This window comes from Micromonospora sp. NPDC005305 (assembly GCF_040607315.1).
GTDB lineage: Bacteria > Actinomycetota > Actinomycetes > Mycobacteriales > Micromonosporaceae > Micromonospora.
This window is the reverse complement of record NZ_JBEXGL010000004.1, coordinates 148,550-171,338: the sequence shown is the minus strand read 5'-3', so window position 1 is coordinate 171,338 and position 22,789 is coordinate 148,550. Positions and strand designations below refer to the sequence as shown.

The 22,789-nt window shown below is 74.7% G+C and carries 21 protein-coding genes and 1 riboswitch; of the genes, 12 read left to right on the top strand and 9 right to left on the bottom strand.

Annotated elements, in window-relative coordinates:
- Positions 1–43: 43 nt before the first annotated feature.
- Entirely contained in the window at positions 44–487 is a 444-nt protein-coding gene (locus ABZS80_RS09045; RefSeq protein WP_355055212.1) for a DoxX family protein, read from the top strand.
- A 78-nt stretch (positions 488–565) separates the two neighbouring features.
- On the opposite strand, the gene ABZS80_RS09040 is transcribed toward ABZS80_RS09045, so the two are convergent.
- Together ABZS80_RS09040 and ABZS80_RS09035 are read right to left on the bottom strand one after the other, a co-directional pair.
- Positions 566–1,204 (bottom strand): DUF4232 domain-containing protein, encoded by a 639-nt coding sequence (locus ABZS80_RS09040; RefSeq protein ID WP_355055211.1) that lies wholly within the window; start codon positions 1,202–1,204, stop codon positions 566–568.
- Between the two features lie 36 nt (positions 1,205–1,240).
- A complete protein-coding gene (locus tag ABZS80_RS09035) occupies positions 1,241–1,546 on the bottom strand; it encodes a metalloregulator ArsR/SmtB family transcription factor (RefSeq protein WP_355055210.1) in 306 nt (101 codons plus the stop codon).
- A 91-nt stretch (positions 1,547–1,637) separates the two neighbouring features.
- On the opposite strand from ABZS80_RS09035, the gene ABZS80_RS09030 reads away from it, so the two are divergent.
- From ABZS80_RS09030 to paaN, 4 genes are all read left to right on the top strand, one after another.
- Positions 1,638–2,603, top strand: a complete 966-nt coding sequence (locus tag ABZS80_RS09030) for a DMT family transporter (RefSeq protein ID WP_355055209.1) — start codon at positions 1,638–1,640, stop codon at positions 2,601–2,603.
- A 79-nt stretch (positions 2,604–2,682) separates the two neighbouring features.
- A riboswitch (SAM riboswitch) is annotated at positions 2,683–2,815 on the top strand.
- Positions 2,816–2,827: 12 nt separating this feature from the next.
- Positions 2,828–4,117, top strand: coding sequence for a threonine synthase (gene thrC / locus ABZS80_RS09025; RefSeq protein ID WP_151465780.1), 1,290 nt, complete (start codon positions 2,828–2,830; stop codon positions 4,115–4,117).
- 296 nt (positions 4,118–4,413) lie between these two features.
- Positions 4,414–5,433: a GNAT family N-acetyltransferase gene (locus ABZS80_RS09020; RefSeq protein WP_355055208.1), complete on the top strand. Its 1,020-nt coding sequence runs from the start codon at positions 4,414–4,416 to the stop codon at positions 5,431–5,433.
- A 52-nt stretch (positions 5,434–5,485) separates the two neighbouring features.
- Positions 5,486–7,159 carry a phenylacetic acid degradation protein PaaN gene (gene paaN / locus ABZS80_RS09015; protein WP_355055207.1) on the top strand — a complete coding sequence of 558 codons (1,674 nt, stop codon included), beginning with the start codon at positions 5,486–5,488 and terminating at the stop codon, positions 7,157–7,159.
- Between the two features lie 68 nt (positions 7,160–7,227).
- On the opposite strand, the gene ABZS80_RS09010 is transcribed toward paaN, so the two are convergent.
- Entirely contained in the window at positions 7,228–7,746 is a 519-nt protein-coding gene (locus tag ABZS80_RS09010; RefSeq protein WP_355055206.1) for a GNAT family N-acetyltransferase, read from the bottom strand.
- A gap of 224 nt (positions 7,747–7,970) precedes the next feature.
- On the opposite strand from ABZS80_RS09010, the gene ABZS80_RS09005 reads away from it, so the two are divergent.
- The 3 genes from ABZS80_RS09005 to groL all read left to right on the top strand — a co-directional run bounded on the left by ABZS80_RS09005 (position 7,971) and on the right by groL (position 11,507).
- The gene (locus ABZS80_RS09005; RefSeq protein WP_067305333.1) at positions 7,971–8,174 is read left to right on the top strand and encodes a cold-shock protein; all 204 of its coding nucleotides are present in this window, start codon (positions 7,971–7,973) and stop codon (positions 8,172–8,174) included.
- Positions 8,175–8,290: 116 nt separating this feature from the next.
- A complete protein-coding gene (locus ABZS80_RS09000) occupies positions 8,291–9,610 on the top strand; it encodes a hypothetical protein (protein ID WP_355055205.1) in 1,320 nt (439 codons plus the stop codon).
- Between the two features lie 274 nt (positions 9,611–9,884).
- Entirely contained in the window at positions 9,885–11,507 is a 1,623-nt protein-coding gene (groL, locus tag ABZS80_RS08995) for a chaperonin GroEL (RefSeq protein WP_091317388.1), read from the top strand.
- Positions 11,508–11,577: 70 nt separating this feature from the next.
- Here the strand turns inward: groL and ABZS80_RS08990 are convergent, their stop codons facing one another.
- The 3 genes from ABZS80_RS08990 to ABZS80_RS08980 all read right to left on the bottom strand — a co-directional run bounded on the left by ABZS80_RS08990 (position 11,578) and on the right by ABZS80_RS08980 (position 15,322).
- Positions 11,578–11,820, bottom strand: coding sequence for a hypothetical protein (locus tag ABZS80_RS08990; protein WP_355055204.1), 243 nt, complete (start codon positions 11,818–11,820; stop codon positions 11,578–11,580).
- Between the two features lie 85 nt (positions 11,821–11,905).
- The gene (locus tag ABZS80_RS08985) at positions 11,906–12,835 is read right to left on the bottom strand and encodes a GNAT family N-acetyltransferase (RefSeq protein WP_355055203.1); all 930 of its coding nucleotides are present in this window, start codon (positions 12,833–12,835) and stop codon (positions 11,906–11,908) included.
- 42 nt (positions 12,836–12,877) lie between these two features.
- Positions 12,878–15,322 carry a S8 family serine peptidase gene (locus ABZS80_RS08980; protein ID WP_355055202.1) on the bottom strand — a complete coding sequence of 815 codons (2,445 nt, stop codon included), beginning with the start codon at positions 15,320–15,322 and terminating at the stop codon, positions 12,878–12,880.
- A gap of 64 nt (positions 15,323–15,386) precedes the next feature.
- Here ABZS80_RS08980 and ABZS80_RS08975 point away from each other — a divergent pair, with 64 nt between their 5' ends.
- A complete protein-coding gene (locus ABZS80_RS08975) occupies positions 15,387–17,213 on the top strand; it encodes a glycerol-3-phosphate dehydrogenase/oxidase (RefSeq protein ID WP_355055201.1) in 1,827 nt (608 codons plus the stop codon).
- Positions 17,214–17,275: 62 nt separating this feature from the next.
- Positions 17,276–17,785, top strand: a complete 510-nt coding sequence (locus ABZS80_RS08970) for a hypothetical protein (protein ID WP_355055200.1) — start codon at positions 17,276–17,278, stop codon at positions 17,783–17,785.
- A 3-nt stretch (positions 17,786–17,788) separates the two neighbouring features.
- Here ABZS80_RS08970 and ABZS80_RS08965 read toward each other — a convergent pair whose 3' ends face one another.
- Positions 17,789–19,189, bottom strand: a complete 1,401-nt coding sequence (locus tag ABZS80_RS08965) for an FAD-linked oxidase C-terminal domain-containing protein (protein WP_355055199.1) — start codon at positions 19,187–19,189, stop codon at positions 17,789–17,791.
- Between the two features lie 58 nt (positions 19,190–19,247).
- Between ABZS80_RS08965 and ABZS80_RS08960 the strand changes: the two genes are divergently transcribed.
- Positions 19,248–19,577, top strand: coding sequence for a DUF4031 domain-containing protein (locus tag ABZS80_RS08960; protein ID WP_355055198.1), 330 nt, complete (start codon positions 19,248–19,250; stop codon positions 19,575–19,577).
- Here the strand turns inward: ABZS80_RS08960 and ABZS80_RS08955 are convergent.
- Positions 19,549–20,184: a metal-dependent phosphohydrolase gene (locus tag ABZS80_RS08955; protein ID WP_355055197.1), complete on the bottom strand. Its 636-nt coding sequence runs from the start codon at positions 20,182–20,184 to the stop codon at positions 19,549–19,551. The two genes, ABZS80_RS08960 and ABZS80_RS08955, sit on opposite strands and share 29 nt — an antisense overlap.
- Before the next feature lie 70 nt (positions 20,185–20,254).
- Here ABZS80_RS08955 and ABZS80_RS08950 point away from each other — a divergent pair, with 70 nt between their 5' ends.
- Positions 20,255–21,514 carry an FUSC family protein gene (locus ABZS80_RS08950; RefSeq protein ID WP_355055196.1) on the top strand — a complete coding sequence of 420 codons (1,260 nt, stop codon included), beginning with the start codon at positions 20,255–20,257 and terminating at the stop codon, positions 21,512–21,514.
- Positions 21,515–21,521: 7 nt separating this feature from the next.
- Here ABZS80_RS08950 and ABZS80_RS08945 read toward each other — a convergent pair whose 3' ends face one another.
- Positions 21,522–22,784 carry an aminotransferase class V-fold PLP-dependent enzyme gene (locus tag ABZS80_RS08945; protein WP_355055195.1) on the bottom strand — a complete coding sequence of 421 codons (1,263 nt, stop codon included), beginning with the start codon at positions 22,782–22,784 and terminating at the stop codon, positions 21,522–21,524.
- Positions 22,785–22,789: the final 5 nt, after the last annotated feature.

Sequence of the window (22,789 nt, the reverse complement as noted above, 5' to 3'; positions counted from 1 at the left end):
CGGCCATCCTGGGACTACGTCCGTCACGTTTCAGGAGGTCACGATGGTTCCTGCACGGCTGAACGGCCCCGTCCTGTCCCTCTTCCGCATGGTCACCGGCGTGCTCTTCCTCTGCCACGGCGCGGCCTCGCTCTTCGGCATCCTCGGCGGCAACCCGATGACCCGGCAGGCGATCCCCTTCGCCGAGTGGCCAGGCTGGTGGGCGGCGCTGATCCAGCTCGTCTGCGGCGCGCTGGTGCTCGTCGGCCTGCTCACCCGGCCCGCCGCGCTGCTCGCCTCCGGCTCGATGGCGTACGCGTACTTCGTGGTGCACCAGCCGGACCACCCGCTGCCGCTGCACAACGGCGGCGAGCTGGCGGCGCTCTTCTGCTGGTCGTTCCTGCTCGTGGCCGTGCTCGGCCCGGGCACCTGGGCCCTGGACGCCCTACTCTCCCGCCGCCGCGCAGCGGTCACCACCCCGACGACGCGCCCCTCGGTCCCCGCCTGACCGGATCCGTCCGAGATTTTGGTAGGAAGTGGCCCTCCCCGGGGCCGTTTCCTACCAAGATCTGATGGCGGACGACCCTCAGAGGCGGCTGTCGGGGGTGGGTGCGGTCGAGGGCGGGCCGCTCGGGGCGGGGGGTTGCGTTGAGGTGGCGCCGTTGTAGCGCTTCCAGGCGCTCACGCCGAGCCGGCCGGTGTTGCCGAGGTCGACCGGCCCGTCCAGCTCGACCGGGTACGCGGGCCGGCCCGGCAGCGGGGCGACGTCGAGGTAGGCGCCGTTGCTCGCGACCACCGTGGCGTCGGTGACCAGGTTGCGCCAGAGCAGCGCGGCGGCGGCCCGCTCGCCGGGGCGCAGGACGATCCGGGTGGGCGGCTGATCGAAGCCGGACGTGATCGGGCGTGCGCCGGGGATGACCTGCACCGCCAGCGGGTCCCGGTCGGCGTCCCGGAGGCTCGGCGCGGGATAGCCGTGCAGCACGTACGGGCGGTTGCCGCAGTTGACCAGCTCCAGGCCCATGGCCCGCAGGCCCATGGCGGCGCTCACCCCGAGTTCGGTGATGCGGATTCCCTCGGGCGAGCAGGCCGGCGGGCGCGGTGACGTGCTGGCGGCCGCGGTGGGTGGGGCGGCTGCGGGCACCCGCTGCGGCGCTGCCGCCGGAGCGCAGGCGGTGAGCAGCGCCACCCCCGCGAGGGCTCCGATTCGTGCCGCCGCCGTCTTCACCCGACGATCATGTCAGGCGCGGAAGCTGTGGAGGGGTCAGGCGCGGGCGGGTGCGGCGAGGACCGCGTCGAGCAGACCCGGGTAGAGGCGCTCCAGCTCCTCGCGGCGGAGCCGCACGTAGCGGCTGGTGCCGGCGACCCGGGTCCGGGTGAGCCCGGCCTCGCGCAGCACCTTCAGGTGGTGGCTGCGGGTCGCCTTGGAGACGCCGAACTCGAAGGTGCCGCACGCGTACTCGCCGCCCTCGGCCAGCGCGCGCACGATCTGCAGCCGGACGTCGTCGGCCAGGGCGGCCAGCACGTTGGTGACCGGCACCTCGCGCAGCTCGGGTTCGTGCAGCTCCATGTGACCAGCGTAACCCATGTTCGACATCCGTCGAACTAACCTCCTAGAGTCGGCTTCGTTGGTTCGACGATACTCGAACATTGGAGCCGCGATGCGTTCCCGTTCCGCCGCCTTCCCGCTCTTCGCCGTGGTGAGCTGGGGCGTCATGTTCCCCGTGCTGGCCAGCGCGCTCACCCGGGTGGACGCGCTCAACCTGACCACCGCCCGGTACCTGCTCGCCACCGCCGTGCTGCTCGCCCTGCTGTTGACCCGCGAGGGGTGGGCCGCCCTGCGGACCCAGCGGCGGGCCACGGAGGTGGTGCTGCTCGGGGTGCTCGGGTTCGCCGGCTTCAACGTGCTGACCAACCTGGCCCTCGGCCACGCCACCCCGCAGCAGATCGCCCTCTTCGCCTCCGCCACCCCGCTCGTCACCCAGCTCGTCCGCTGGGCGCGCGACGGCGTACGCCCCCGGCCGGCGTTGCTCGGCCTCTCCCTGGTCGCCCTGCTCGGTGTCGGCCTGGTGATCACGCGGGGCCGGCTCGACGGGCTGCACCAGTTCGGCGTGGGCGGGCTGCTCATGATCGGCGCGGTGCTCGGCTGGGCCTTCTACACGCACGGCGCGAGCCGGTTCACCGGGTGGTCGCCGCTGCGCTACACCACGCTGACCTCCGTGGCCGGCCTGCTCGCCATGCTCGCCGTCAGCGCCGTCGCCGACCTCACCGGCCTCCAGCACGTGCCGGCCGCCGCCGACCTCGTCGCGGTCGCCCCGCAACTGGCGTACGCCGTGGTGGTCGCCGCCGTCCTCGCGGTGCTCGCCTGGAACACCGGGGTACGCCGGCTCGGCGTGGCCGACGCGGCGCTGTTCATGAACCTGGTCCCGGTGACCACGTTCGCGGTGCAGATCCTGCGCGGCTACCGGCCGGGAGCCGTGGAGCTGGTCGGCGCCGCGCTGACCATCGGCGCCCTGGTGGCCGCGAACCTGGCCACCCGTACCCGGAAGGCGCCCGCCACCCCGGCGGCGGTCGCCGTGACCGACCACGCCGCGGTGATCGAGCCGGTCGCGGTCGTCGCGCGCTGACCCGGGCCGCGGCTCACACCGTGGGAACCCGGCTCGGCAGCGCCCCGGCGCACGCATAGACTCGGCGGCACAACTGCATACCTCATCCAGAGGGGCTGAGGGATACGGCCCGATGACGCCCCGGCAACCACCCGCGCGCTCGACGACGAGCGACCGCGGGCAGGTGCCAATTCCGTCCCCGCCGCACCCGGCGATGCGGGGAAAGATGAGAGGAAACCCTCGACATGACGTCGACGATCCCCGCCGCCTCCGGCATCGACACCAGCCTCAGCCCGGCCCGCGCCCTGGTCTGCCGCGCCTGTTCCGCGCGCTACCCGCTGGCCGCCCAGCACGCCTGTTACGAGTGCTTCGGCCCGCTGGAGGTCGACTACGACGCGACCGCCCTGGCCGCCGTGACCCGCGCGCAGATCGAGGCCGGCCCGAAGAACCTCTGGCGGTACGCCGCCCTGCTCCCCGCCGGCCAGGACCCGGCCTCCCGGGTCACCCTCGACCCGGGGCTGACCCCGCTGGTCGCCGCCCCGCACCTCGCCGCCGAGCTGGGCGTGACCGCACCGCTCTGGGTCAAGGACGACAGCGGCAACCCGACCCACTCGTTCAAGGACCGGGTCGTCTCGGTGGCGCTGACCGCGGCCCGGGCGCTCGGCTTCACCCGCTACGCCTGCGCCTCGACCGGCAACCTGGCCAACTCGGTGGCCGCCCACGCGGCCCGGGCCGGGGTGCCCTCGGTGGTCTTCATCCCCAGCGACCTGGAGCAGGGCAAGGTGGTGACCACCGCCGTCTACGGCGGCGACCTGGTCGCCATCGACGGCTCGTACGACGACGTGAACCGGCTCTGCGGCGAGCTGGTGGAGACCGACGAGTTCGAGGACACCGCGTTCGTCAACGTGAACGTGCGGCCCTACTACGCGGAGGGCTCGAAGACCCTCGGCTACGAGGTGGCCGAGCAGCTCGGCTGGCGGATCCCGGCCCAGGTGGTGATCCCGATGGCCAGCGGCGAGCTGCTCACGAAGATCGACAAGGCGTTCCAGGAGCTGGTCGAAATCGGGCTGGTCGAGGCGCCGGCCGGCGGCTGGGCGGTGTTCGGCGCGCAGTCGGCCGGCTGCAACCCCATCGCCACGGCGCTGCACGCCGACAGCGACACCATCGTCCCAGTCAAGCCGACCGGCATCGCCAAGTCGTTGAACATCGGCGACCCGGCCGCCGGCCTCTACGCCCTGGAGGCGGTGCGCCGCACCGGCGGCTGGATGGAGTACGCCGACGACGACGAGATCCGCGCCGCCATCCGCCTGCTCGCCCGCACCACCGGCGTCTTCGCCGAGACGGCCGGGGGCGTCACCGTGGCAGTGCTGCGCAAGCTGGTCGAGTCCGGCCGGCTCGACCCGACGAAGGAGACCGTCGTCTTCAACACCGGCGAGGGCCTCAAGACCATCGACGCGGTCGCCGCCGAGGTCGGGCCCACCCACCGCATCCGGCCCAGCCTCCGCGCCGCCCGGGACGCCGGACTCCTGTCCTGACCTCGCCCCGGACTCATCCGGGTGGGGGATGGGCGGATCGCCCGAGCGGGGGATTGGGGTGATCCGTTGGGTAACTGGCTTTTCGCTGTGAGTGTGGAAAACGCGCCGACAAGGACTTGACGGCAGGAATTGGACGGCGCAAGATGCTCCGTGCGGGAGGGCATCCGCCGGAGACTTTTCAAGTTCTTGCGACCCAACGCCGGAGGCGTTGTGCGGACGTCCCTCCCGACCAACGTCCGAAGGGGCCAGCGGAAAACCGCTGGCCCCTTCGCTGTGCGGGGGCCACGCTCACGGGCATGGGCATCTCCGTCTCCCCCCTCGATCCCGCCGACCCGACGACCCTCGACGCGGTCCACCGGACGGCGGTCGCGGCCCAGGCCGTCGACGAGCCGGACCTCCCGCCGCTGTGCCGGCGACGGTTCGAGGCACCGCTGCGGCACCCGATGCCCGGCGTCGACACCCGCTGGTGGGTGGCCCGCGTCGACGGGGTGCCCGCCGGGTGGCTCCGCCTGTACCTGCACACGCTCGACAACACCGAGAACGCCAGCGTCGAGCTGGTGGTGGATCCGGCGTACCGGCGGCGCGGGGTGGGGCGCGCCCTGCACGAGCACGGCCTCCGGCTGGTGCGCGAGCACGGTGGCAGGCGGCTGGTCGGCTCGACCGTCACGGCCCTGCCCGGCGAGGAGGGCCGGGAGCTGCCCGGGGCGGCCTTCGCCGCGGCCGTCGGCGCGAAGCCGGCGCTCACCGACGTCCGCCGCCGGCTGGACGTCACGGCGCTCGATCGACCCCGGCTGGCCGCCCTGCTGGCCGAGGCCCGGGAGGCGTCCGCGGGCTACCGCGGCGTCCGCTGGGTGAACCACGCCCCGGAGGAGTACGTCGCCGACGTCGCCTACCTGGAGGGCCGGTTGCTGGTCGACGCGCCGCTCGGCGACCTCGAATGGGAGCCGGAGCAGGTCGACGCCGAGCGGATCCGGGGCACCGAGCGGGCGCTCGACGCGCGCGGGGTCCGCCGGTACAGCGTCGGGGTGGTGCACGAGGCGTCCGGCCGGCTGGTCGCCTGGAGCATGGTCAGCCTGGCCGCCAACACCACGTGGCACGCCTGGCAGCAGATCACCATCGTCGACCCGGACCACCGCGGCCACCGGCTCGGCCTGCTCACCAAGATCGAGAATCTCGGCCACGCCCTGGCGCACGAGCCGGAGCTGCGCGTGATCGACACGTACAACGCGGCGGCGAACACGCACATGATCGCGATCAACGAGCAACTCGGCTACCGGCCGGCGGCCGGCTCGACCGACTGGCAGCTGACGATCTGACTTGTGACACGCCACTACTGATCTGGTGGCAAGCTGTTGCATGATGGCGGGCATGACGGAGACCCCGCACCCCCTGTACGACAGGCACGCCGAGACCCTCGACCGGGCGCTGACCGCGATCACGGAGCGCGGGTACTGGTCCGCCTATCCCGAGTCGCCCAGCCCGCGGGTGTACGGCGAGACCGCCGCCGCCGACGGCAAGGCCGCCTTCGAGGCGTACCTGGGCGGCGACTTCCCGCTCGACCAGCCCGGCGACGGCGGCACCGTCGCCACCGAGGTCAGCCCGTTCGGGCTGGCGCTCGACGTGCGCTACCCGCACGCCACCGCCGACCAGCTGGTGACCGCCGCCACCGCCGCCCTGCCGGCCTGGCGCGACGCCGGCCCGCAGGCCCGGGTGGGCGTCTGCCTGGAGATCCTCGACCGGCTGCACAAGAACATCTTCGAGCTGGCCAACGCGGTGCAGTTCACCAGCGGCCAGGCCTTCGTGATGGCCTTCCAGGCCGGCGGCGCGCACGCGCTCGACCGGGCGCTGGAGTCGATCGCCTACGCGTACGCCGAGATGACCCGGCACCCGGGCACGGCCGGCTGGGAGAAGGCCGCCGGCAAGGGCGACCCGCTGCGGATGAGCAAGACGTTCCACGTGGTGCCCCGCGGCGTGGCGCTGGTGATCGGCTGCAACACCTTCCCGACCTGGAACTCGTACCCGGGCTTGTTCGCCTCGCTGGCCACCGGCAACCCGGTGGTCGCCAAGCCGCACCCGCGCGCCGTGCTGCCGCTCGCCATCACCGTGAAGTACGCCCGGCAGGTGCTCGCCGAGGCCGGCTTCGACCCCAACCTCGTGCAGCTCGCCCCCGAGGCGGCCGGCGAGAAGCTCGCCTCGACGCTGGCCCTGCACCCGGCCGTCAAGATCGTCGACTTCACCGGCTCCACCGAGTACGGCGACTGGCTGGAGGCCAACGCCCGGCAGGCCGCCGTCTACACCGAGAAGGCCGGCCTCAACACGGTGGTGATCGACTCCACCGACGACTTCGCCGGGCTGTGCCGCAACCTGGGCTTCACGCTGACCCTGTACAGCGGCCAGATGTGCACCACCTCGCAGAACCTGCTGATCCCCCGCGGCGGCATCGAGACCGACCAGGGGCACAAGAGCTTCGACGAGGTGGCCGCCGGCATCGCCGGCGCGGTCGCCAAGCTCACCGCCGACCCGGCCCGGGGCGTCGAGCTGACCGGCGCGATCGTCAACGACGGCGTGCTGGAGCGGCTGGAGGAGGTCACCAAGGTCGGCGAGCCGGTGCTGGAGTCGCGGACCGTGGCGCACCCGTCGTTCCCCGACGCCGTGGTGCGGACGCCCACCGTCGTGAAGCTCGAGGCGGCCGACACGCCGACCTACTCCCGGGAGTGGTTCGGCCCGATCTCGTTCGCCATCGCGACCGACTCGACCGCGCACAGCCTGGAGATCCTCCGCTCGACCGTCGGCGAGAAGGGCGCCCTGACCGCCGGCGTCTACTCGACCGACGAGGCGGTGCTGGACGCGGCCGAGGCGGCGGCCATCGACGCCGGCGTGCACCTGTCCTGCAACCTGACCGGCGGGGTGTTCGTCAACCAGTCGGCGGCGTTCTCCGACTTCCACGGCTCGGGGGCGAACCCGGCGGCGAACTCGGCGCTGACGGACGGCGCGTACGTGGCGAACCGCTTCCGCATCGTCCAGAGCCGCCGCCACGTCTGACGTCTCGCAAGGAAGGGCCCCCTGTTAACGCCTCCGGTAGAGCAAGGGGCCCTTCCTAACATCCGGCTTCAGGCGGGACGGCGCATCTGGAGTTCGTGGAGCGTGGGGATGCGCGGGTGTGGGACGCGCACGCCGGTGTCCACGAAGCCCAGCCTCTCGTACGCCCGGCAGGCCCGGTCGTTGCCGACCACCACCTCCAGCATCAGCTCGGGCCGGCCGCACGCCCGGGACCAGGCGGCCACCTCGTCCACCAGCGCGCCGAGCAGCCCGCTGCCCCGCCAGGCCGGCGTGATGTAGACGGCGTAGATGACGGTCACCCCCGGCTCGTCCGGGGCGACCGTGCCGCCGGCGTGGCCGACCAGCCGACCGCCCGGGTCGGCCACGAACTGGGCGTTGTGCTCCCCGTGCGAGACGGCGGCGATCCGGGCCGCGTACTCGGCGTGCGGCCGGGCGGCGGCCTCGGCCACGGTCTCCAGGAACGCCAGCGGGGAGTCGGCCAGCATCTCCAGCCGGAGCGCCCGCATCCGGGCCGCGTCGGCCGGGTGGACCCGGCGGACGGTGGTGGTCGTGGTGGGCGCGCTGGTCATGTCGCATGCATACCGGAAGGGCCGTCAGGCGCGCCTGGCCGGGCCCGGACCACGCCCGGAATATGCCCGATTTGTGGTCGTGCGCGGTCGTCACGCCTCGTGTAGCGTGCGATTTCGGTCACCCGATTCAGCGGCCGTCGCCGATCGCCGAACCGGTGGCTCGCCGGTGCCGGTCCGCCGGTTTCCGGGGTCGTGGAACGCCGCGCAGAGTGAGGAAGTGCACCGTGGCACAGGGCACCGTGAAGTGGTTCAACTCCGAAAAGGGCTACGGCTTCATCGCCGTCGACGGCGGGCAGGACGTCTTCGTCCACTTCTCCGCGATCGAGATGGACGGCTACAAGGCGTTGGACGACGGCCAGCGGGTCGAGTTCGAGATCGCCCAGGGCCAGAAGGGTCCGCAGGCCGAGCGGGTCCGCGTCATCGCCTGATCTACCGTGGCCGCCGCCCGATCGGCGGCCGACCCACCCCGACGAGGGGGCTGCGGCGCAGGCCCGCGCCGTGGAAGATCATGAGCCGTTCCAGCCGCCGCTGCTGAGGAGGGTTCATGTCCGACCTGCCCCCGTCGGGTTCCGCCGAGCCGGTGCCCCCGGCGTCGCCCGGTGCCCCGGTCGACCCGACCCGGTCCACGCCGCCGGCCGCCGCGCCGGCCCCGGCGTCGGGGCATGCGGTCGACCCCACCGCGCCCGGGTCCCCCACCCCGACCGACCCCGTTCGTCCTGCTGCTCCGGCCGACCCTCCGGTGCCGGCCCAACCCGGCCCGTCCGCCCCGGCCGGCTCGCAGGTCGGTCCTGGTGGGTTCACCGCACCCGGCCAGCCCGGCGCCGGCACCCAGCCCTGGGACCCGTACCCGGCCGGGCAGCCCTGGGATCCGTACCCGGCTGGGCAGCCCTGGGGCCCCTACCCGGCGTACCCCGCCGGGCCGCCGCAGGTCTGGGCCGGGCCGGCCGGTGGCGCTCCGCTGCCCGGCGCGGCCTACCCCGGCTACCCGCTGCCCGGCCAGCCGTACGGCTGGCACCCGGGCCTCGACCCGCAGGATCCGCTGGTCACCCCGCCGCACGCGGGCGTCGGCGGCTGGTTCAGCCGGTGCGGGGGCGCGCTGCGGCGCGGCTGGCGGCAGCTCCTGCCGATCATGCTGCTCACCCAGACCGTCCCGGCCACGGTGATCGCGGTCATCTCCCTCGCCCTCGCCCCGACGGAGCAGCCGGTCACCGGCGCGGACGGCACGCCGGTGCTGCCCAGCGGCTACTTCGAGCACGTGTTCGCCTTCTACGGTGCGGTGCTCCTCGCCGCCCTGATCTTCGGCCCGCTGCAGAGCGCCGGCTGGGCCGCCGGCACCTGGGTGGTCGCCCGCCAGGCGGCCGGGGAGCCGGTCGGGGTCGGCGCGGCGCTCCGCTACGGGGTGCGGCGCGCCCTCGGCCTCTGGGGCTGGACCATCGTGGCCTCGCTGCTGATCACGGTCGGCGCCTGCTTCTGCCTGCTGCCCGGCCTCTACGCGGCGTTCGCGTTCGCCCTGTTCGGCCCGATCTACCTGTTCGAGCGGCAGGAGCCGATCGGCCGGGCCTGGCGGATGTTCCACCAGCGGTTCGGCATGGTGCTGGGCCGGGTGGCGCTGGTCATCTGCGTGCTGGTCGCCGCCGCCGTGCTGGACGGTGTGCTCGGGCTGGTAAACCAGCTCGTCTTCGGGGTCGACCCGATGGGCGCGCCGGGCACCGCCGCGGGCGCGGTGACGCTGGCCGTGGTGGGCGCGGTGCTGGCGACACCGGCCTACCTGGCGCAGCTCGTCGGGCTGGTCGCCACCTACGCCGAACAGCGGGCCCACGAAGCCCCGGTGAACGCCGCCCGGCTGGCCGCGGAACTCGGCTGAGCGGGGGCAGCGTGCTTGCACTCGGCTAGGGAGAGTGCTAAACAAGTCATTGGCACTCGCGTACGGTGAGTGCCAATGGTCGGGGCGGTAGGGCCACGGCCGATCCGGTGCCGAGATGGCGCCGGAGCGGCACGGGGCCGGTCGTCGCGGGCTGTCCGGCCCGACCGAGGAGACGTCGTCGTCGCCAGGTGGCGACGTCCCAAGGTGCGTACACCAGACGGCCCATCCGGGGAACCCTCGGGTGGCCCGTGAGTGTCCAGGAGGACAACGCCGTATGGCCAAGATGATCGCGTTCGACGAAGAGGCGCGCCGCGGCCTCGAGCGGGGCATGAACCAGCTCGCCGACGCCGTGAAGGTGACCCTCGGCCCCAAGGGCCGCAACGTCGTGCTCGAGAAGAAGTGGGGTGCCCCCACCATCACCAACGATGGTGTGAGCATCGCCAAGGAGATCGAGCTCGAGGACCCCTACGAGAAGATCGGCGCCGAGCTGGTCAAGGAGGTCGCGAAGAAGACCGACGACGTGGCCGGTGACGGCACGACGACGGCGACCGTCCTGGCCCAGGCCCTGGTCCGTGAGGGCCTGCGCAACGTGGCCGCCGGTGCCAACCCGATGGCCCTGAAGCGGGGCATCGAGGCCGCTGTGGCCAACGTCTCGGAGGAGCTGCTGAAGCTCGCCAAGGACGTCGAGACCAAGGAGCAGATCGCCTCCACCGCCTCCATCTCCGCCGCTGACCCCAGCGTCGGTGAGATCATCGCCGAGGCGATGGACAAGGTGGGCAAGGAAGGCGTCATCACCGTCGAGGAGAGCAACACCTTCGGCCTCGAGCTCGAGCTCACCGAGGGCATGCGCTTCGACAAGGGCTACATCTCCGCCTACTTCATGACCGACCCGGAGCGTATGGAGGCCGTCTTCGACGACCCGTACCTCCTGATCGTCAACAGCAAGATCTCGTCGGTGAAGGACCTGCTCCCGATCCTCGAGAAGGTCATGCAGTCGGGCAAGCCGCTGCTGATCATCTCCGAGGACATCGAGGGCGAGGCCCTGGCGACCCTGGTGGTCAACAAGGTCCGCGGCACCTTCAAGTCGGTCGCCGTCAAGGCGCCGGGCTTCGGTGACCGCCGCAAGGCCATGCTGGCCGACATCGCCATCCTCACCGGTGGTCAGGTCATCAGCGAGGAGGTCGGCCTCAAGCTCGACGCCGTCAGCCTCGACATGCTGGGCCGCGCCCGCAAGGTCGTGGTGACCAAGGACGAGACCACCATCGTCGACGGCGCCGGCGACGCCGACCAGATCCAGGGCCGGGTCAACCAGATCCGGGCCGAGATCGAGAAGAGCGACTCCGACTACGACCGCGAGAAGCTGCAGGAGCGCCTGGCCAAGCTGGCCGGCGGTGTTGCGGTGATCAAGGTCGGCGCGGCCACCGAGGTCGAGCTGAAGGAGCGCAAGCACCGCATCGAGGACGCCGTCCGCAACGCGAAGGCCGCCGTCGAGGAGGGCATCGTCCCGGGTGGTGGCGTCGCGCTGGTGCAGGCCGGCAAGACCGCCTTCGACAAGCTGGACCTGGCCGGCGACGAGGCGACCGGCGCGCAGATCGTCAAGATCGCGCTGGACGCCCCGCTGCGGCAGATCGCCGTCAACGCCGGCCTGGAGGGTGGCGTCGTCGTCGAGCGCGTCCGCAACCTCGACCCGGGTCACGGCCTCAACGCCGCGACCGGCGAGTACGTGGACCTGCTGGCCGCGGGCATCATCGACCCGGCCAAGGTGACGCGTTCCGCGCTGCAGAACGCCGCCTCGATCGCCGCGCTGTTCCTCACCACCGAGGCCGTCGTGGCGGACAAGCCGGAGAAGACCCCGGCCGCCCCGGCTGGCCCGGGTGGCGGGGAGATGGACTTCTGAGTCCAGCTTCACCCAGCACGCCGAAAGGGGGCGGGCCGCGTCAGCGGTCCGCCCCCTTTTTCCGTATGTCTCAGGTCGGCAGTCGGCGTTGGTTGCGTCGCTTGTGCGCCCGGTCGTAGGGCGGTGTGAGCCGGATCGGTTCGTCCACCGGTTGCAGTGGTTCGTCGGCCGAGGGCCCGTCCGCGCCGGTCATTTCTGCGAGCTGTTCGGCGTCGCCGAAGTCGAGCCGGTCGAACGGCAGCTGGCCGGGAAGCTCGCCGACCGGTCGCCAGCTCGCCGGCTGGTCGTCGGTCCGTTCGTCGTCCGTGGTCATGCCCGCCTCCTCTAATCCCCGACCGTAGGGGCCGGTCGATGGCAGAGGAGGCCGAACGGCATTATTGCCGTCTATGTAACTTTAATTACTTCTGTCCGTTCAGTGCCTTCCGGTACAGGAAGAACACCCGCTCGATCCGCGCGCCCGCGGCCCCCGAGTAGAACGGCACCGGGCCCACCCAGCCGATCTGCGCCGCCCCGAACCCGGCCGCCGCCTGGTCGCGCAGGCAGCGCCGGAGCAGCACCCCGCCGATCCCCGAGCCCTCGACCGCCGGCGCGGTCCCCATCGGCCCGAACCAGCTCGGCCGCGACGACCCGTACGCGGCGAAGCCGAGGACCTCGCCGTCCCGCTCGGCCAGGTGCGCGCCCGCGTCCGGCCGGCCGACCGAGCCGGCCAGCTCACCGTCCCAGGTGCCACCGAAGGTGGTGCGGGCGAACTCGGCCAGCACCGGCAGGTCAGCCGGTTCGGCCCGGCGTACCGTCACGCCCCGCCCGGCCAGCCGCTGCTCGGCGGCCTCGGTGGAACGCAGCGCCGTCGAGCCCTCGCCGAGGTCGGCGGTCATGTTCCAGGCTGTCCGGTCCTGGCGGTAGCCCAGCCGCAGCGCGGCGCAGACCGCCGGGGTGTAGCGCACGTCGATGCCGGGCCAGGCGTAGTGCGGTGGGTTCCCGGCCAGCAGCAGCTCGGCCGCGCCGAGCCCGGCGAGCCGGGCCTCCGCCTCCGCCAGCAGCGACCCGCCGAGCCCCTGGCGGCGCTCCTCCGGGGCCACCGCCACGAGGTCCACGTGACCGAGCCGCGGATCGCGCGCGGACAGCGAGCCGACCAGCACCCCGACCAGCGTGCCGCCGCGGACCGCGCCGAGCCGCAGCACCGGCCGGTCGGCCGCCGCGCGGTCGGCGAGGGTGGCCACGATGGCCGGCGCCTCGGCGGCGTCCTCCGGCAGATCCAGGGCGCGGCGGCAGAGGTCGACGACCTCGGCCAGGCGGTCCGGACCCAGCTCGATGATCTCCACGTCCATGGACGGGACCCTAGGTCATCCGCCGGTCAATGGACAGGGTTGTTAACCGAGGCCCGCACCCCGCGCGGCGCGGACCGCCGCGTACGCGTCGACCAGACCCGCGCCGCCCAGATTCCGGGCGCCGCCGCAGGGCGCGCCGGCGGGCGCCCCGGCCGGCGTGGCCGTCTCGGTGAGGATGCGCCGCGTGCGGTCCAGGTCGCCGATCAGCGCCGGGTTGGCCGACCACATGAGCGCCACCACGCCGGCCACCTGCGGGGTCGCCATCGAGGTGCCGTCCAGAGTGGCGTAACCGCCCCCGGGGTACGCCGACGGCACCCCGGCGCCCGGCGCGACCAGGTCCGGCTTGGCGGCGCCCCCGGCCGCCGGCCCCCGGCTGGAGAACTCGGTGAGCCGGCGGGCCCGGTCGACCGCACCGACCGTGAGCACGTCCGGGTACGGCGCCGGCGGGTCGGCGATCGAGCCGCAGTGCGGGCCGGTGTTGCCGGCGGCTGCCACCACCAGGATGCCGGCCGCGGCCAGCGCGGCGGTCGCCGGGCGCAGCGCCCCCGGGTCGCAGCCCTCGACCGGCGGGCAGCCCCACGAGTTGGTCAGCACGTCCGGGGCCCGGTGCGGCCGCCCGTCGGTGAGCGGATTCCCGCCGGGCGGGAACGGGGCCAGCATGAACTGCAGGCAGTCCAGGTAGCGCGCCGGGCTGCCCAGGTTGCGGTCGAGGTTGACGCAGCCGACCCAGCTCGCGCCCGGGGCCACCCCGATCCCGTTCCGGCCCACCGCGCTGCCCACCGTGTGCGTGCCGTGGCCGCCCCGGTCGGCCGGCGTCGGGCGGTGCTCCCAGGGGTCGTACCAGGAGTCGTCGCCGCCCCGGAAGCCGGCGGCCAGGGCCGGGTGCCGGCCGTCCACCCCGGAGTCCGAACTGCCCACCACCACGCCCGCGCCGGTCACGCCCAGCTCCGACCAGACCCGGTCCGCGCCGACCAGCGAGACGTTCCAGGTCGGGCCGGTCGGCGCCGGCACGTCGCCCCGGGTCGGGGGTGCCGCCGCCGGCAACGGGCGCAACCGCTGGCTGACCAGCACCCGGGCCACCTCCGGCCGGCCGGCGAGCCAGGCCCGGACCGCCGGCCCGCCGTCCGTCTCGATGGCGTTGACCAGGTAGTACGGCGTCGGATGCAGGCGCAGCCGGTCCAGCTCGCGGCGCAGGTCGCCCTGGCTGCGTTCGGCCGTGGCCACCAACCGCCGGTAGACCTCGGCCGCCCGGGTGTCCCGGCCGGCGCGACCGGGCGCCCCGGCGGGGATGCCGGTGAGGTCGGCCTGCTCGCGGAGCACCACCAGCAGGCGTTCGCCGTGCAGGCCGGGCTGGCCGGGGACGGCGTACACCACGACGAGGGCGGCGAGCACGGCGCCGGCCGCCAGCCCGGCCAGGCCGCGCCGGGGCGCGCGGGCGCGGGGCCGGGCCAGCAGCACGCCGTACCCGACGGCGAGCAGGACCGCGACGGCGAACGCGACGCCCGTCGCGACCGCGACCCAGAACGGGACGTCGCGGGTGGTCGCCAGCAGGACCGTGACCTCCTCCGGGTCGGTGAACGCCAGCGGGCCGAGCAGCGCGAGGCCGACCAGCCAGCGCACCGGCCGGCGCCCGGCCGGCCGGCCGGCGTGCCGGGCCGCCGCCTCCAGCGCGCCCAGCACGAAGCCGAGCGGTGGCAGCAGGAGCAGGCCCGGCAGTTGCGCGCCGGACTGACCGGCCCCGGCACCCAGCAGCGCCAGGGTCACCCCGGCGACCAGCCCGCCGACCAGCACCAGCCGGGCCGGCCGGGGCGGCGCGCCGACCGCGAACGCGGCCCAGAACGCGGGGCCGAGGAGCACGCCGGCGAGCGCGCCGAGCGCGGCGCCGGCCAGGCCGGCGAGCAGGGTCTCCAGCGTGCCGCCCAGCGCGCCCACCCACGCCCAGGGCAGCAGCGAGGCGAGCCCGGCGGCCGCCGCCAGCAGCGTCACCGGCCCGAACCGCCCTCCCCGGCCACCGGGACCGGCCGGCGTGCCGGCCGGCACCGGCGGGGTGGACCTGCGGCGGGCCAGCCACCCGAGGACCAGTGCGCCCAGCGCGGCGGTCGCGGCCAGTGCCGCCAGGTACGCCTCGTGGTGCACCGGCGGCAGCGCGCGGAGCAGGGTCAGCGCGCCGAGCACGAGCGTGCCGGCCAGCCAGGCGCGGCCGGTCGCCCGGATCGCGGGAGAGCGGGGGAGCAGCGCGAGCGCCAGCGTGGGCGCGCCCACCAGCAGCACGGTGACCAGCGCGACCACCGGCCAGACGGCCACCGAGCGGTCCAGGCCGGAGACCAGCACCAACTGGTCGACCACCCAGCCGACGAGCTGGCCGGGCACCGTGACCAGCACGGCCCAGACGCCGGTCACCGCCGCGGCGACCACCGGCCACGGCCCGGTGCCGGGGCGAGGGTGAGGGAACGGAGGGAGGGGAGCGGTGGGTGGGCCCGGCTGCATGGCCCTCACCGTACGGCGCGGCGGGTGCCTGCCGCCGGAGTGCGGCGCCGGTTACGGTGGACAGGTGCGCGACCCTAATGTGTCCCGATCCGCGGCCGGTCAGCTCTCCGCCGAGCGCCGCGCCGACGACCTGCGCCGACTCCGCGCCGAGCGGTTCGACGTGCTGGTCATCGGCGGTGGCGTGACCGGTGCGGGCGCCGCGCTCGACGCCGCGTCGCGCGGCCTGAAGGTGGCCCTGGTGGAGGCGCGCGACCACGCCGCCGGCACCTCCAGCCGGTCCAGCAAGCTGATCCACGGCGGCCTGCGCTACCTGGAACAGCTGGAGTTCCACCTGGTACACGAGGCGCTGACCGAGCGCGGGCTGCTCGCCACCCGGCTCGCCCCGCACCTGGTGCGCCCGGTGCCGATCCTGGTCCCGCTGCCCGCCGAGGGCGGGTTGCGCGACCTGCCCCGCCGGCTCTTCCGCCGCTCCTACTACGGGGCCGGCGTGGCCGCCTACGACGTCTTCGCCGGGCTGTTCGGCGGCGGGCGCGGCATGCCGCTGCACCGGCACCTGACCCGGGAGGGCGCCCACCGGATCTTCCCGAGCCTGCGGCCCGACAAGCTGGCCGGCGCGATCCGCTACTACGACGGCCAGGTCGACGACGCCCGCCTGGTGGTGACGCTGGCGCGCACCGCCGCGAGCCTCGGCGCGACCGTGGTGACCAGCGCCCGGGCGGTCGGCCTGATCCGGCAGGCCCGGGAGGTCACCGGGGTCCGGGTCCGCGACCTGGAGGCACCGGCCGGCTCGCCGGACGCCGAGTTCGAGGTACATGCCCGCACGGTGATCGCCGCGACCGGCGTGTGGAGCGACGACATGTCCCGGATGCTCAACGACGTCGGGCTGCGCCCCGGCTTCCGGGTCCGGGCCTCCAAGGGCGTGCACCTGGTGGTGCCCCGCTCGGCGATCACCGGCGAGGCCGGCCTGATCCTGCGCACCGCCACGAGCGTGCTGTTCGTCATCCCGTGGGGCGGCCACTGGATCATCGGCACCACCGACACCGACTGGCGGCTGGACCGGTCCCACCCGGCGGCCACGGCCAAGGACATCGACTACCTGCTGGAGCGGGTCAACACGGTCCTGGACCGCCCGCTCACCACCGCCGACATCGAGGGCGTCTACGCCGGGCTGCGCCCCCTGCTGGCCGGCGAGGCGGACTCCACCTCGAAGCTCTCCCGGGAGCACGCGGTCATCGAGCCGATGCTCGGGCTGCTGCTGGTGGCCGGCGGCAAGTACACGACCTACCGGGTGATGGCCTCCGACGTGGTCGACCGGGCGGTGCACCGGCTGGGGTGGACCCGCCCGTCGCGCACGGCCGACCTGCCGCTCCTCGGCGCCGACGGGTACGCGGCCATGTGGCGGGACCGGGCCGACCTGGCCCGCCGGCACGGGGTGCCGGTCGGGGTGGTCGAGCACCTGCTGGAGCGCTACGGCACCCTCACCCTCGACCTGCTCGCTCTGGTCGACGCCGATCCGCTGCTCGGGTCCCCGCTGGCCGGCGCACCGGAATACCTGGCCGCCGAGGTGACGTACGCGGCCCGCGCCGAGGGGGCGCTGCACCTGGAGGACGTGCTGACCCGGCGTACCCGGATCTCCATCGAGACCAGCCACCGCGGCCTAGAGTCGGCGGAGCACGCCGCCGAGCTGATGGGTGCGGTGCTGGGTTGGGACGAGGTGACCCGCGCCCGCGAGGTGGCCCACTACCGGGCCCGGGTGGAGGCCGAGCGGCAGTCGCAGCTGATGGCGGACGACGTGGCGGCCGACGCGGCCCGGCTGGGCGCGCCGGACGTGCGGGGCTTCGCGGCGGACCGGGGCAGCGACGGCGACAGCGTCGAACTGCCGTCGCGGTGACCCGCGGGTAACGTCGGTCCGGAGGGTTACGGGCTTACCTACGGAAGTGTAGGTTTCCCCGCGTGGTTCGCCCATCCTGGTCGCACGTCCGTGCTGTGTCCGTCGGCGTCCTGCTGGCGGTCGCCCTGTCCGGCTGCTCGCTGTTCGGTCGGGCCGAGGGTGCCACCACACCGGGCAAGGAGAGCGCCGCCCCGCCGACGCCGGACGGGCGGCGGGTCTCGCTGGTGCAGCAGGTCGGGTCGGGCGGGCCGCCGCGCACCCTGGAGGTGGACCCGACCGGGCGGTGGCAGTGCCGCGACTGCGCGGGCGACGGGGTCGACTCGACCGGTGCGTTCACCCCCGAGCAGACGCAGCGGTTGCAGGACATGCTCGCCGACCCGGCCCTGGCGCGGGAGACCGACGAGGCCCGGCACTACAAGCAGGGCTGCATCGACGCCCTGACCTCGACCCTGCTCATCCCGCCGGGACTGACCATCACCATCCAGGACTGCCCGGGCGAGCCGAAGCCGCCGGTGGCCTACCAGGTCCTGCTGCTGATCACCCAGGCCACCCCGGCCGAGGACAAGGGCTGAGCGTCAGCACACCTTGCCGGGGTTGAACAGCCCCGCCGGGTCCAGCGCGGTCCTGATCGCCTGGTGCACCCGGACGCCGACCGGGCCGATCTCGCGGGCCAGCCAGTCCCGCTTGAGCAGGCCGACGCCGTGCTCGCCGGTGCAGGTGCCGCCCAGCTCCAGCCCGAGCCGCATGATCTCGTCGAAGGCCCGCCGGCCGCGCGCCAGGCTGGCCGGGTCGGCCCGGTCGACCACGATGTTCGGGTGCATGTTGCCGTCCCCGGCGTGCCCCACCACGCCGATCGGCACGGCGCACTCCTCGGCGATGCGGGCGACCCCGTCGAGCAGTGCCGCCAGCGCGCCCCGCGGCACCGCCACGTCGTCGATGACCAGGCCGCCGTTGCCGCCGGGGAAGGCGTCGGCGGCGAACTTCTCCATGGCCGGGTGGGCCAGCCGCCGCGCCTGGAGCAGGGCGGCCGCCTCGGCCGCGTCGGTGGCGGCGTAGACCTCGTCGGCCCCGGCCGCCGTGCACACCTCGGCGAGCCGGGCCAGGTCGTCGGCGGCCCGGGAGCCGGTGTCCACGGCCGCCAGCAGCAGCGCCTGCGCGTCGGTCCGCAGGCCCATCGGTCGGTACGCCTCGATGGCCCGCAGGTGGGTGCGGTCCAGCAGTTCCAGCAGGCTGGGGGTGAGCCCGCGCGCGGCGATCCCGGCGACGGCGGTGCCGGCCGCCGCCGTGGTGGGGAAGACCGCGACCAGGGTCAGCGACTCCTCGGGAGCCGGGCGCAGGGCCACGGTCACCTCGGTGATCACGCCGAGGGTGCCCTCCGAGCCGACGAAGAGCCGGGTCAGGTCGTAGCCGGCGACGCCCTTGGCGGTGCGGCGGCCGGTGCGCAGCACCTCGCCGGAGGCGAGCACCACCTCCAGACCGAGCACGTACTCGGTGGTCACGCCGTACTTCACGCAGCACATCCCACCGGCGTTGGTGGCGACGTTGCCGCCGATGGTGGACGACTCCCAGGAGCCGGGGTCGGGCGGGTACCAGAGGCCGTGCTCGCGGACCGCCCCGGCCAGCGTCGCGTTGACCACGCCGGGCTGCACCACGGCGATCCGGCTGACCGGGTCGACCTCCAGGATCCGGTCCATCGCCACGGTGCTCAGCACCAGCGCACCGTCCACCGCGTTCGCCGCGCCGGCCAGCCCGGTGCGCGCCCCCTGCGGCACCACCGGTACGCCGTGCCGGGCCGCCGCGCGGACCACCGCCACCACCCCCGCGGTGTCGCGCGGGCGGACCACCACCAGGGGGATGCCCGCCTCGCACAGGTCGGCCTCGTCCCGCGCGTGGTTCGCGAGCAGGTCGGGGTCGGTCAGCACGGCGGCGTCACCGAGAGCGGTCCGCAGGTCGTCGAGGAGCGGATGGGCGGCCATGCCGGGAAGGCTAGGTCGTGCCGGCGGGGATGACCAACCGGGCGTACCGTTGGTCGCCATGCTCTACCTGGACCCGCCCGCGGTGCCCTGGCGGGGGCGGCTCTGGTCGCACCTGGTCAGCGATGTCTCGTACGCCGAGCTGCACGCCTTCGCCGAGGCGCTGGGCCTGCCCCGGCGCGGCTTCGACCGGGACCACTACGACCTTCCGGCCGACCGCGTCCCGATGGCCGTCTGGCTGGGCGCCCGACTCGTCCCGTCCCGCGAGATCGTGCGCCTGCTCCGCGCCGCCGACCTGCGCCGCCCCAAGCCCCGCGCGGTCCCCGCCCCCGGCGGTCCGGCAACGCCGCGGGGCGCCGGGATCAGCGCAGGGTCGCGAGTTCCCGGGTGAGGTTGGCACGGGCCCGGGACTCCCAGCGGGTGCGCGGCTCGGGAAGCCGGTAGAGCGCCGGGAGGGCCAGCAGGCCGGTCAGCACGGCGGCCCGGCCGGCGCGGAAGTCCGGATCGGCGACGTGGGCGTACTCCCGGCGGACCGCGGCGGCGTAGCGGTCGTAGTCGGCGGGCACGGCGGCCAGGATCGCCAGGTCGGCGTCGCAGAGCAGGGCCCCGTCCGGGTCGTCCGGCCCGACCGCGTGGCCGGCGGTGAGCAGCACCAGCCGGCGTACCCCGGTCACCGCGTCCGCCGGCAGCCCGGCGGCGGCGAGGAGGTCCCCACCCAGCTCGGCGCTGGCCCGCTCGTTGGCGTCGCCGCCGGCCCGCGGGTCGTAGACCGCGTCGTGGCACCACGCCGACAGCCGGACCAGGTCCGGGCGGCGGGCCGACCCGGCGTACGTGTCGACCACGTCGAGCACGGCCCGCAGGTGGCTCACCGTGTGGTAGTGCCGGTGCGGCTCCCGCCAGCCGGCCAGCAGCCGTGCCCCGCCCCGCTCGACGGCGGCGGGATCGGTCGCCCCCGCCGCCCGGGCCGCGTTCCGCCACCGATCGATCAGCTCGTCCACCCCGTGCAGTCTGCCCCACCCCGGTGCCGAGGATTCAGCGCAGGCGGGACGGGTAGTACCGGCCATGGCCGTGGCCCGGGACCGACGACCGCCGTTCTTCCGGCGTACCGCGTTGCGCGAGGGACTGGTCGACGTCGACGGGGCGCAGATCTCCGAGGCCGTGGAGCAGCTCCGGCACCGCAGCAAGGCCACGCTGCGCGACCGGCTGCACCGGGTGCGCGCGGCGACCGGCCTGGCGGTCCAGGCGGGCCTCGCGGCCGGTCTGGCCTACCTGGTCTCCCATGTGCTGCTGAACAATCCGCAGCCGGTGTTCGCGCCGATCTCGGCGGTCGGCACCCTGGCCGCCTCGGTCGGCCAGCGGTTCCGCCGGACCGTCGAGCTGATCATCGGGGTGGCGGTCGGGGTCTTCGTCGGCGATCTGCTGATCTACTTCCTCGGTACCGGCGCCTGGCAGCTCGGCCTGGTGGTCACCGCGGCGATCCTGCTGACAGTCTTCGCCGGGGCGAGCGTGGCCATCGTCATCCAGGCGGCGGCCACGGCGGTGCTGATCGTGACGCTCAGCCCGTCCACCCAGAACCTGGAGATCCCCCGCTTCGTCGACGCCTTCATCGGCGGCGGCATCGCGCTGCTGGTCACCGCGATCCTGCTGCCACTCAACCCGCTCCGCGTGATCAACCGGGCGGCTCGGCCGGCGCTGGACCTGCTCGCCGGGCAGCTCGACATCTGCGCCGAGGCACTGCGCACCCGGGACCGGGGTACGGCCCAGCAGGCGCTGTTCCGGCTCCGGGAGAACAAGGATGAGCTGGCCGCGCTCTCCGAGGCGATCGAGGGCGCGAAGGAGACCGCCACCATCTCGCCGGCCCGGTGGCACCGGCGGGACGAACTGACCCACTACGCTGAGGCGGCGGACCCGATCGACCGGGCGATGCGGAACAGCGGCACACTCATCCGCCGGTCGGTCACCATGATCGAGGACGAGGAGCCCGTCCCGGAGCCGATGCCCGACTCGATCGCCCACCTGGCCGAGTCCGTGCGCCTCCTGCGGCACGAGTTCGCCGCCGGCGAGGAGCCGGAGAAGGCCCGGGAGCGGGCGCTGCGCGCGGTCAGCGAGGCCGGCCGGGCGTACGCCGAGGGGGTGGGTTTCTCCGGCAGCGTCGTGATCGCCCAGGTGCGGACCACGGCGAGCGACCTGCTGGTGGCCTCCGGCGTCGACCAGGACGAGGCGAACCGCCTGGTCCGCCAGTCGTTCGGCGACCGGGAGCAGCGCTCCGGCGAGACCACCGAGCAGCACCCCGCCCCCAAGCCCCCGACCGCACCCCCGGTCGGCTGACGCCGGCTCAGGGGAGGGTGGACAGGGCCGTCAGGAGGGCGTCGACGTCGGACCTCGTGGTGCCCAGGCCGAGGCTGGCGCGGAGGGCGGTCGGGGGCAGGTCGCGGCGGCCGCTGCGGGTCGCCGCCTCGGTGAGCAGGCGGCGGGCGAGCGGGTGGGCGCAGAACAGGCCGTCCCGGACGCCGATCCGGTGCGCGGTCGCCAGGTGGGCGGCCACCTCGGCGGAGTCCCGGCCGGCGACCACGAAGCTGACGATGCCCACCCGGGGCGCGGCCGGCCCGAAGGTGCGCAACTCCACCACATGCGGCAGGGCGGCGATGCCCGCCCGGAGCCGGCCCACCAGCGCCTGCTCGCGGGCGTGCAGCGCGTCGCGGTCGGCATCGGCCAGCGCCGCGCACACCGCCGCCAGGGCCACCGCGCCGAGCAGGTTCGGGGTGCCCGCCTCGTGCCGGGCCGGGCCGGTGGCCCACCGCACCTCGTGGGTCGCCGCCCCGACGTGGCTGGTGGCCCCGCCGCCGGCCAGGTACGGCGCGGCCGCGTCCAGCCAGTCCGCCCGGCCGACCAGCACGCCGGCGCCGAACGGGGCGTACAGCTTGTGGCCGGACAGCGCCAGGTAGTCGACGTCCAGCGCCGCCAGGTCCACCGGGGCGTGCGGGGCGAGCTGCGCGGCGTCCACCAGGATCCGGGCGCCGTGCCGGCGGGCCACCCGGGCCAGGTCGGCCACCGGCCAGCGCTCCCCGGTCACGTTGCTCGCGCCGGTCACCGCGACCAGCACGGGCAGGCCGGGGCGGGCGTCGCGGGACAGTTCGCTCAGGGCGGCGTCGAGGGAGCGGACCGCGCCGCCCGGGCCGTCCGGCACCGGGAGCCGGACCGAGCCGCGCGGCCACGGGAGCAGGTTCGCGTGGTGCTCGCCGGCGAAGGTGACCACCGTGGTCCCGGCGGGCAGCGCCCGGGCCAGCAGGTTCAGCGCGTCGGTGGTGTTCCGGGTGAAGATCACGTGGTCGTCGGGGCGGGCGCCCAGGAAGTCGCCGACCGTCTGCCGGGCCCGCTCGTAGGCCAGCGTGCAGCGCCGCGACAGGGCGCCGGCGCCGCGGTGCACGCTCGCGTACCAGGGCAGCAGCTCGGCCACCGCGTCGGCCGCGGCCCGCGCGCACGGCGCGCTGGCGGCGTGGTCCAGGTTGATCTCCCCCGGTACGCCGAGCACGCCGAGCGGGTCCGGCCGGCTCGGGGTGACGAGCGTGGGCAGCGAGGGTACGAGGGTGACGGTCATGCCGG

Excerpts from the sequence above, each read along its gene's own strand:
- ABZS80_RS09045 (WP_355055212.1), top strand. The coding sequence starts at position 44 with ATGGTTCCTGCACGGCTGAACGGCCCCGTCCTGTCCCTCTTCCGCATG.
- ABZS80_RS09035 (WP_355055210.1), bottom strand. The coding sequence starts at position 1,546 with ATGGAGCTGCACGAACCCGAGCTGCGCGAGGTGCCGGTCACCAACGTG.
- ABZS80_RS09030 (WP_355055209.1), top strand. The coding sequence starts at position 1,638 with ATGCGTTCCCGTTCCGCCGCCTTCCCGCTCTTCGCCGTGGTGAGCTGG.
- thrC (WP_151465780.1), top strand. The coding sequence starts at position 2,828 with ATGACGTCGACGATCCCCGCCGCCTCCGGCATCGACACCAGCCTCAGC.
- ABZS80_RS09020 (WP_355055208.1), top strand. The coding sequence starts at position 4,414 with ATGGGCATCTCCGTCTCCCCCCTCGATCCCGCCGACCCGACGACCCTC.
- paaN (WP_355055207.1), top strand. The coding sequence starts at position 5,486 with ATGACGGAGACCCCGCACCCCCTGTACGACAGGCACGCCGAGACCCTC.
- ABZS80_RS09010 (WP_355055206.1), bottom strand. The coding sequence starts at position 7,746 with ATGACCAGCGCGCCCACCACGACCACCACCGTCCGCCGGGTCCACCCG.
- ABZS80_RS09000 (WP_355055205.1), top strand. The coding sequence starts at position 8,291 with ATGTCCGACCTGCCCCCGTCGGGTTCCGCCGAGCCGGTGCCCCCGGCG.
- groL (WP_091317388.1), top strand. The coding sequence starts at position 9,885 with ATGGCCAAGATGATCGCGTTCGACGAAGAGGCGCGCCGCGGCCTCGAG.
- ABZS80_RS08990 (WP_355055204.1), bottom strand. The coding sequence starts at position 11,820 with ATGACCACGGACGACGAACGGACCGACGACCAGCCGGCGAGCTGGCGA.
- ABZS80_RS08985 (WP_355055203.1), bottom strand. The coding sequence starts at position 12,835 with ATGGACGTGGAGATCATCGAGCTGGGTCCGGACCGCCTGGCCGAGGTC.
- ABZS80_RS08980 (WP_355055202.1), bottom strand. The coding sequence starts at position 15,322 with ATGCAGCCGGGCCCACCCACCGCTCCCCTCCCTCCGTTCCCTCACCCT.
- ABZS80_RS08965 (WP_355055199.1), bottom strand. The coding sequence starts at position 19,189 with ATGGCCGCCCATCCGCTCCTCGACGACCTGCGGACCGCTCTCGGTGAC.
- ABZS80_RS08960 (WP_355055198.1), top strand. The coding sequence starts at position 19,248 with ATGCTCTACCTGGACCCGCCCGCGGTGCCCTGGCGGGGGCGGCTCTGG.
- ABZS80_RS08945 (WP_355055195.1), bottom strand. The coding sequence starts at position 22,784 with ATGACCGTCACCCTCGTACCCTCGCTGCCCACGCTCGTCACCCCGAGC.